The 8,441-nt window shown below is 66.4% G+C and carries 5 protein-coding genes; 3 read left to right on the plus strand and 2 right to left on the minus strand.

Translation table 11 applies throughout. The annotated features are described in order from the left end of the window. Window positions 1–574 precede the first annotated feature (574 nt). Complete coding sequence (locus tag JMJ56_RS31815; RefSeq protein WP_202835889.1) at window positions 575–3,124, plus strand: histidine kinase dimerization/phosphoacceptor domain -containing protein; 2,550 nt, start codon at window positions 575–577, stop codon at window positions 3,122–3,124. A 23-nt stretch (window positions 3,125–3,147) separates the two neighbouring features. Here JMJ56_RS31815 and JMJ56_RS31820 read toward each other — a convergent pair whose 3' ends face one another. Together JMJ56_RS31820 and JMJ56_RS31825 are read right to left on the minus strand one after the other, a co-directional pair. Continuing rightward, window positions 3,148–5,406, minus strand: a complete 2,259-nt coding sequence (locus JMJ56_RS31820) for an ATP-binding protein (RefSeq protein WP_202835890.1) — start codon at window positions 5,404–5,406, stop codon at window positions 3,148–3,150. Window positions 5,407–6,450: 1,044 nt separating this feature from the next. Beyond that, window positions 6,451–7,116 carry a hypothetical protein gene (locus tag JMJ56_RS31825; protein ID WP_202835891.1) on the minus strand — a complete coding sequence of 222 codons (666 nt, stop codon included), beginning with the start codon at window positions 7,114–7,116 and terminating at the stop codon, window positions 6,451–6,453. 788 nt (window positions 7,117–7,904) lie between these two features. Between JMJ56_RS31825 and JMJ56_RS35150 the strand changes: the two genes are divergently transcribed. Further along, a complete protein-coding gene (locus tag JMJ56_RS35150; RefSeq protein WP_268885184.1) occupies window positions 7,905–8,033 on the plus strand; it encodes a hypothetical protein in 129 nt (42 codons plus the stop codon). Then, window positions 8,030–8,368 (plus strand): hypothetical protein, encoded by a 339-nt coding sequence (locus tag JMJ56_RS31830; RefSeq protein WP_202835892.1) that lies wholly within the window; start codon window positions 8,030–8,032, stop codon window positions 8,366–8,368. Before JMJ56_RS35150 ends, JMJ56_RS31830 begins: the two co-directional genes overlap by 4 nt. Window positions 8,369–8,441: the final 73 nt, after the last annotated feature.

Genomic DNA, 8,441 nt, shown 5'->3' on the forward strand with positions numbered 1-8,441 from the left:
CTTCCTGCGATGGGCTTCCGCCCGCCGCATGCTCCGAAGGCTATGTCAGGAAACAATATGATCCCGGATGGACTCTAAGAAGCCATCTGCAAAGCCTGGGCAGAAGAGCCATCCAGGTTCATCCATGACCCGCACCACCAAATCCCGGGACCAAACAGCTAGTGCTACAGCTGCACTCGACCCAATTCAGCCGTAGCTTTGATCGTCATGTACGTTCACGGAGGTGAGCCAGCCCTAGAAGCGGTAAGCTTTTTACAACCGCTTTCTTCCCTTTTTGGGAGTTAGAGGCAGCAGCATGATCACACGCTCCCTTGGCGAGTCTCTACGATGCATGACAACCCGGTTGAGAGCGGATAGCTGAAAGCACGAACGGCATGTGCCCGGTCCAGCAAACAGAACGGCGACAGAACTCAAAGTGATAGTGGAACGGTGTGTGTATGCCCCTGCAGCAGGACGGAATTGATGCCAAACCCGACCACGAGGACGTCGTCGCGCGGCTCGATGACCTAAGCCATGACGAACTCGACGCGCTCTCTTTCGGCGTGGTTCAGGTGGACGGGACGGGACGGGGCGGGTGGTCTTCTACAGCGCCGCCGAGAGCCGCATTTCGGGACGGTCCGCCGAGGCGGTGGTCGGGCGCGACTTCTTCCGGGACGTGGCGCCCTGCACCAACCTACCCGCCTTCCGCGGCCGCTTTCTCGAGGGCGTGCGGCGCGGAGCGCTCGATGGCTGCCTCCACTTTACCTTCGGCTTCGCGCCGCGCCCCATCCAAGTCGAAGTGCGGCTGCTCCAGGCGCGCGAGCCAGACCGTTATTGGATCGTGGTCCGCCCAGTTGGCACTGTGCCACCAAGCCGGCACCGCTTCGCTGCCGAGGCGGCTTTCGAGGCCGTCGCTCGACGCGCCCGGGCTGAGCCTGTTGACCCGAGCCTTTGCGAGCGGGAGCCGATCCACCTTACCGGCGCGGTGCAGCCGCACGCCGTCATGCTGGCCTGCGATCCAGGGCAGCCGGACCTGCCCGTCAGGGCCTGCAGCGACAACGCCGCCGATGCCCTCGGCGGTGCCGGGCCGGGTTCAGTTGTCGGACGCCCACTCGCTCACGTGTTGCCGGAGAACTTGGTGACCTCAATCCGGGAAGCACTCGCCGCTGGCGCCCTCACGGACCCCGCCCGTCCGCTGCGGCACTTGGTGAGACTCGGCTCGCGGGAGGCGCCGTTCCTGACGGCGGTGCATTTCTACGACGGCCGGCTCGTTGTCGAGCTAGAGCGGGTGCCTGAGCGACCGGAGGATTTCGACGCCGCCACTCCACTCCAGGCGCAGGACGCCGTCTCTCGCCTGCGCGCGGCGGGCTCCCTGGCTCAGGCGGCGACAGTGGTTGCGCGCGAGGTCCGCGCGATGACCGGCTTCGAGCGGGTGCTGGTCTATCGCTTCGACCCGGAGTGGAACGGCGAGGCGATCGCGGAGGACAGGGCGGCCGACTGGGGGCAGTCGCTGCTCGGGTTGCGGTTCCCTGCTTCCGATATCCCGGCGCAGGCACGAGCGCTTTACACCAAAAGCCCGGCCCGCTTCGTGGTCGACCGAGACGCCGTTCCTGCGGCCGTGCGAGGGCAGCCGACCATGGCTAATGAGTCGGTCGACCTCAGCTTCGCCCAGTCGCGTGCCCTCTCGCCCGTCCACCTCGAGTACCAGCGGAACCTTGGCGTGAACGGTTCAATGTCGCTTTCCATCCTGGTGGAGGGCGCACTTTGGGGGCTCGTCATCGGGCACCACCGCAGGCCGCACTACGTCACACCCGAGACCCGAGCACTCGCCGGCTTGGTCACGGACGGCTTCGCACTGCGGATCCACGAACTCGAGAGCCAACGGCTGTGGGCGGAGCAGCAGCACTCCCTCAGCGCGCGGAACGCACTGCTGGCCAGGGTGGCGGCCTCGGAGGACCTCGTTGTGGCGCTCACCTCCGGCGACGGTCGGGGTGGTAGGGTGACGCTTGCGGACCTCTTCGGCGCTGGCGGAGCGGCGATGGTAGCCGGTGGACGGGTTGCCTCCGTAGGCGCCACGCCGCCGCCGGACGCCATCCTTGGCCTGGTGGACTGGCTACGCCGGTCCCTACCCGCCGGGGAGCGGGTGTTCGCCACGGGTCAGCTGTCGGAGCACTACGCCTCAGCCGCCGCTTGGCCTGCGAAGGCCAGCGGGTTGCTCGCAGTGCTGGTCGACGGGGAGGCGGAGGAGTCCGACCACGCCCTGCTCTGGTTCCGCCCGGAGGTGGCCTCGACCGTGGTGTGGGGCGGCGATCCTCGCAAGCCAGTACTGGCCGATGCCGCGACCGGCACCGTGTTGCCGCGGCGCTCCTTCGAGCGCTGGGTCGAGGAACGCCGCGGCCGGGCCGAGCCATGGGCGCCATGGCAGGTCGGCACGGCCGGGGTGTTCGCCGCAACGATGGAAGGCGTCGTGCTGCGCCAGGTCCGGCGCATCGCCGAGCTCGGCGTGGAGCGCGAAGCGCTGACGCGAGCGCTGGAGCAGCAGAAGGTGCTGGCCCGCGAGATCGATCACCGGGTCAAAAACTCGCTGCAAATCGTCGCGGGGGTGATGCGGCTGCAGGGGCGCACCGTCGCTGATCCGGCGGCTCGAACCGCTTTCGAGGACACCTACGCGCGGGTGATGAGCGTGGCGCGTGTGCACGACAGCCTGCAGCAATCGGCGGACATGGAGAGCGTCGACCTTGGCGAGACGCTGCGCAGGCTCTGCGGCGACCTTGAAGCCGGCGTGGCCGGCGCAGCACAGCGACTGGAGGTCGAGGCTGACCCCGGGCTGACTGTCCCGAGCCAGACGGCGGTGGCGCTGTCGCTGGTGGCGACCGAGCTCGTCACCAACGCACTCAAGTACGCCTACGGGCCCGGCGAGCCGGGCCGGGTTGAGGTAAGCGCAAGGTCGCGCCCGAATGGGGGGGTGGCGGTACGGGTGTGCGACTTCGGGCGTGGGCTGCCGTCGGATTGGGCCACTCGGCCGCGGAGCGGCGGTGGCGGGCTCGGGATGCGAGTGATCCGGGCCATGCTCGAGCGGATCGGGGCCGAGCTGGAGGTGGGCTCCGCCAAGGGACCCGGAACGTGCTTCACCGTGCTTGCCTAGGAAGTTTTGCTTGTCCAGCAGCGTCACTCAGGCACGACGTTTCGCACCTTCCTATCTGCCTGCCTCGCTTCCAGCAGCACTGCCACCCGATCAGACAGCGCTCTCGCGTCGATTGGCTTGCGTAAAAGCGAGAAGGTGCCGCTGAGCGCACCGCCCATCGCGAGCTCCGCCGCATCCGTCGCGTAGCCGGTCAGCAGGATGGCGGGGAGCCCTGGCCGCCGACGCTGCGCCTCCTGGATCAGGGTTAAGCCGTCTACCTCTGGCATGGACAGATCGGAGACGAGAAGGTCGACCTCGTCGCCTGCTTCCAACGCCGCCAGCGCCTCGCCCGCCCCGTCGACGGCACGAACGGTAAAACCTGCCGCCCTCAAGCCTTCGGCGGTGATGTCGCGCACCACCGTTTCATCATCAACGAGCAAGAGGCGCCCGTGTCTGTGCGAGGCATCGGTGGCACCGTCCGCGGCTTGGTGTCCCGTCGCCTGCGGTTCCTCGTCCGCAACCGGCAACCAAAGGGATACGGAGGTACCACTGCCGACCTCGCTCTCCACCGCGAGAGCTCCGCCTGACTGCTCCGCAAAACCGCGAGCCATGGCGAGGCCAAGCCCCGTGCCCTTGCCCTTCGGCTTTGTGGTGAAGAACGGCTCCGTCGCCCGCGCTAGCACCTCGGGCGACATGCCAACCCCGGCATCGCGGACTGACAGGCACACATAGGCACCTGGCCGTAGTTGCGGCGGAACGCCGACGTTCTCCCCGGCGACCAACGCCGCGGTGGCAGATAGCGTGATCGTCCCCTGGCCCTCCAGGGCATCCCGCGCATTCGCGGCGAGGTTCACTAGAACCGTCTCGAGCTGTCCTCTGTCGGCGAGCGGCGGGGGAAGGCCGGCCTCAACCTCTACCTCCACCCGGATCCCGCCTCCGAGGGTGTGCGAGAGCACCTCCTGCATCCCCACGAGCAAGTCCTGGCCATCCAGCGGTTCGGCGCGGAGGTCCGCTCGGCGGGAGAACGCAAGTAGGCGGCGCGTCACGGCAGCTCCCCGCCCGGATGCTTCGCGGACCATCGCCGCAATGCGCCGCACCCGGGCCGGGTTGTCAGCCGAACCCTCGATCAGCTTTGCACCGCCGCCGACAGCCTGAATGACGTTGTTGAAGTCGTGCGCGATGCCGCCGGCAAGCTGACCGAGCGCTTCCATGCGCTGGGCATGCGCAAGCTGCCCCTGAGCCTCCTCGCGCGCTGCAACCTCCTGCCGCACCCGCGTCTCGAGCTCCTCGTTCAGGCAGCGGAGCGCGCCTGCGCTCGCCCCCACGGCAGCCTCGGCCTCCGCGAAGCCCAGCCGCAGCACCTCCAACTCCGCGACGCTAGCGGGCGGAATGTTGGCAGCCATGACCTTCGCCCCGGCCGTCGCAAGTGCCTGAGCGTGGTGGCTCAGGTGCTGGACGGGGCGAAGGATGCGGCGTGCGGCGAGTGTGGCCGCGAGTCCGCCAAGCAGGAGGGCAACGGCGCTGCTGCCCAGAAGCACCAGGAGCGGTCCGCGCCAAGCCGCATCGAAGTGGGCGGCGGGCTCGCCGACGAAGATGGTCCAACCCTCTGCGGCGGGTACGGCGGCAAAACCAAAGACGTGTTCCCTACCATCGAGCGACACACCGCGGTAGAAGCCGCCCTCCCGTCCTATGAACTGCCGGACATTCTCTGAGGGCGCCCGCTGGCCGATAAGGCGGTCGTGCTCAGCGTCGGAGCGTGCGACGAGGACGGCGCGGGAGTCGGTCGCGGCGGTGAACGCACCCTGTGGTAAGGTCTGGCGCACAAGGAGGTCTCGGATCCGGCGGGCGCTGATGGCGGCGACGGTGACGCCCGCGACCCGGCCCGCTTCATCCATCAGGGGAAGAGCGACCGACACCACCGGTCGGCCTGAGAGCGAGCCAATGACGAGGTCGCCGACCGCAGGCTGCCCCGAAGCGAGAGCCTTCTGGACCGCTGCCGAAGAGGTCGCACGCGCCATGGGGATGCCAAGCGGACGGAGAGAACTGAGCACCTGCTCTCCATCCGGAGCTAGAACCGCAACCGTTGCCGCATATTGCTGGCCGATCCGCATCGCTTGCGCGTGCAGGGCGACGGGGTCGCGCGGATGAAGCGGATCCTGGCCAAGGGCTGGCGAGGTTGCGAAGGCCGAAAGGGCGCCGACAATGCCGCCGAAGTCGCGGTCTACGGCAAGGGCCAGGGCACGCGCAGTTGTCCGAAGCCGGTCTTCGGCCGCCTCTTGTCGGCTGCTCGCAACAGCCCACACGGCCGCTCCTCCTGAGAGAAGAGCAGGAACCAGGGCAATCGCCACCAGGCCAGCGAGGAGTGTGGAGAGCTTCGGGGGGCGCCTCGTGCGATGGCGGTCCCCCATCGCAACCTTCAACCTTTCGGCACTCAACGCTGCGATGTTTCGTCGATTTAATGCTCCACTTCCGTCGGCCAGGTCCAATCTCCTCTACAGTGGAACACCCTTCCTGCTCATCTGGACCGGACAAGCCCACACCTGGAGGGCGGAAATCATCTTAGTAAATCTACCTTCAATTGAGAACAGATTCGATCTGTAATGTTCTATTTTGCGTTTCAGCTTGACGCTTCCGGTATTGGAGCGGAGCAGCCAATTGCGCAACGATTGCCGGTCCATCCCAGCTGCCGGCGCGGCTGCTTTTAAACTCATGCCTTTCAGAATGTTGGACCGCAATGACGCTGCGCGAGCGAGCCTCAAACTAGCGAACCTTCCGACCCCTACCAGCGGAGTTGTAGCCTCGAGTTCGGTTTCCAGAGCCATCGATGCATTCGGTCACATGCGGTAAGGACCGCGCTCCGCAGGTTAGCTGCTGGCCTTGTGTGAGCGGCGATGCGCGCTTGGGAAAGGTGGCGAGAGGCTGAAAGCCGGCGATGTGCTGGTGTCAGCCGATCAAACCGATCTTAGGCCACGCCTGCCAAAGCCAAGGTCAGCATGTTCGAACTGAATGGCTTGTGGATCACCGGAGCCGCCTCGGCTGGCGAAACGCCCAACTGGCGTGAGCTCTGACAAAACCAAGCTGGTATGATGCCCCCTTCGAGGCCCGGCTTGGCCAGGTGGAATGGGCGATCCGGGAATGGATCGGGTTGGCCGCTTACCGCCTGCTGGGCCGTACTGACGCCTTCTTCCCGGCGCCCTGACCACAGCGCGGGGAGGTCCGAGCTCGGACCGCGAGCCCCGCAGCAGTGCCTCGTTGCCTTCAGACAGTACTACTAGGGCGCAACGACAATCTGTGACCGGCTCCACAAGGTGTCCACCACAAGCGTTCAGACCAGGTGGCAACCCGGTTCAGCGTTCGTCGAACTGGGCTTCCAGCAGGCGTGTGACCGCGTGGAGTGTTGAGATGCCTGGGCGGCGACGTAGCAGATGCAGGCTGCCGACCGAATCGACCGTCTCGAAAAACTCGAAGATAGCCCCGTAGTAAGGCCGCTCGGGACCGATATCGTGGACCATCACTCGTGGTGCCTCGGTCTGGTCGGCGAAGGCCAATAGGATGGAAAGGCAACAGGCGACACGGAACCGCCCGTCCACATAGACGAGATCCGGCAAGACGCCGAGCGCCTCCCACTCTGCCCAAGGCCGGGCCAGGTAATTCGGCCACCAGACCTGCTTAGTATTTCCGGCTGGGCGCCCCCAGTCGGTAGTCGGGCCAATATCGGCGTGTACCAAGCGGACTTGGCCGGCAGCGACCCGTGACGCCAACTCTGGGTGAGTTCGTGCCACTTCCACCCATCGCCGGTCAGAATCCGCCGCAACGACGATCTCGGCTCCGCTCCGCAGGGCGAGCAGGGTTGACCCACCGATACCGAACTCGAGGTAGCGACAGCAGCCGTTTGCGAAAACCCGGCGCATCAGCTCAGGTTCTTCCCCGAACAGATGTGGAGCACCCAGTTGTGGTTCAGAGAGTTCGGCCTGCGGTGAACGCCAGCCTCGTAGCAAGGTGCTGATGGCCAACAGCGGAGTCTCCCACTTTGCATGAACAGGCATGAACCTTGAACAGCTCATGGGCAAGCGGTGTGTTGGGCTTTTGGATGCTAGGTCCAGAGCGCGAGGCCGGAGACGGCACGAAAAAGAGCACGAACCTATTGGAGCAGGCTCAGCGAGAGGGGCTGATAGAGCCAGCCCATAACGAGTTAGGCGTGCGGATCGGATGGACGTTAACGCGCCGAGGGCGCCGCCAGCAACAAAACTGCCGCAGCTGGGTTGCCGTTTTGGGCTAGGTATTCTGCGGGCTGGTGCTGCTGGTGGTGCTGCTGGTGGTGCTGCTGTTCGCCCTCGCCGAGTTTGGGGACGTCTCGGGGCTGTGGCGTGGGGCAACTCGGTGACCCAGCTCGGCTGGCTTGAGCGGAAAGTGCCGGGCGAGGGCTCAGTCCTGCTGCGAGACATGGCCAGTCGGTGATGTGGTCCTCCTGGCCTCCACCCGCTGCGACCGGGCCGGTCGTGTGCGCAGAGCCTGCCTGTCGTTGTGCGGCGAGCATTCCGCCCGGGCCCAAGCTCCCGGCACCGCCCACACCCCTGAGGCGCCGGCGCTGCGCTAGCTGAATACCTTGATCGGCAGGGCGGTTAAGAGACCGCACCCACCCACTACCCTGCCGCATAACCCTGTTCCCCGATCCACCTCCACCAGCGTCTCACCCTGAGCCCGAGCTCACCGCTGACGAGGCCCGCTGGGCGGTCTCTCCTCCCGCTACCGCGGCGCCATCATCGACTACCAGAAGGGCGGGCACGTCTGCCGCCTGGTGATGCCGGAGCATCCGCTCCATGATCACAGCTTCGGCGCAGCCGAGACCATCACGCCGCTGGTCGATCTCTGGCTCAATGAGGAGCGGTTGCCTCGCTACATGCGGGCGGTGCCGAAGAAGGAACGATGAGCCCCTTCGATCGCTTGGTCCGCATCGCCGACCGGCTGGCTGTGGTCAAAGCCGGCAGCGCCGTTGCGGACAGGACCATCCACCAGGCAATTGATCGCTCCGGTCCGGTGCCGCCTTACACGACCGACGAGGCGGCGGCGCGGACGCTACTGCCGTCGGGCTTTGAGTGGATCACCGCCACCTTTGCGGCTGGCCGGGTCTATGCGCCGTGCCGCCGCTCCGGCCGCGACGCTGACACGCTGCCCTTTCCGCACCATGGGCAATGGGGGCGGACCCTGCCGCTATCCATGTGCGGGGCGGCGATGCGGGCTTGGGCGTTGTTGGCAAAGGCCTAGAGTTCGGTTGCCCAAGACACGGCAGCGGTTCGCCAGGAGCTGGAGGCGCTCAAAGCCGAACGGGACATAATTG

Source organism: Belnapia arida, assembly GCF_016773205.1.
Lineage (GTDB): Bacteria > Pseudomonadota > Alphaproteobacteria > Acetobacterales > Acetobacteraceae > Belnapia > Belnapia arida.

Coding starts and splice junctions, on each gene's coding strand:
- JMJ56_RS35150 (WP_268885184.1), top strand. CDS start 7,905: ATGCCGGAGCATCCGCTCCATGATCACAGCTTCGGCGCAGCCGAGACC.
- JMJ56_RS31830 (WP_202835892.1), top strand. CDS start 8,030: ATGAGCCCCTTCGATCGCTTGGTCCGCATCGCCGACCGGCTGGCTGTG.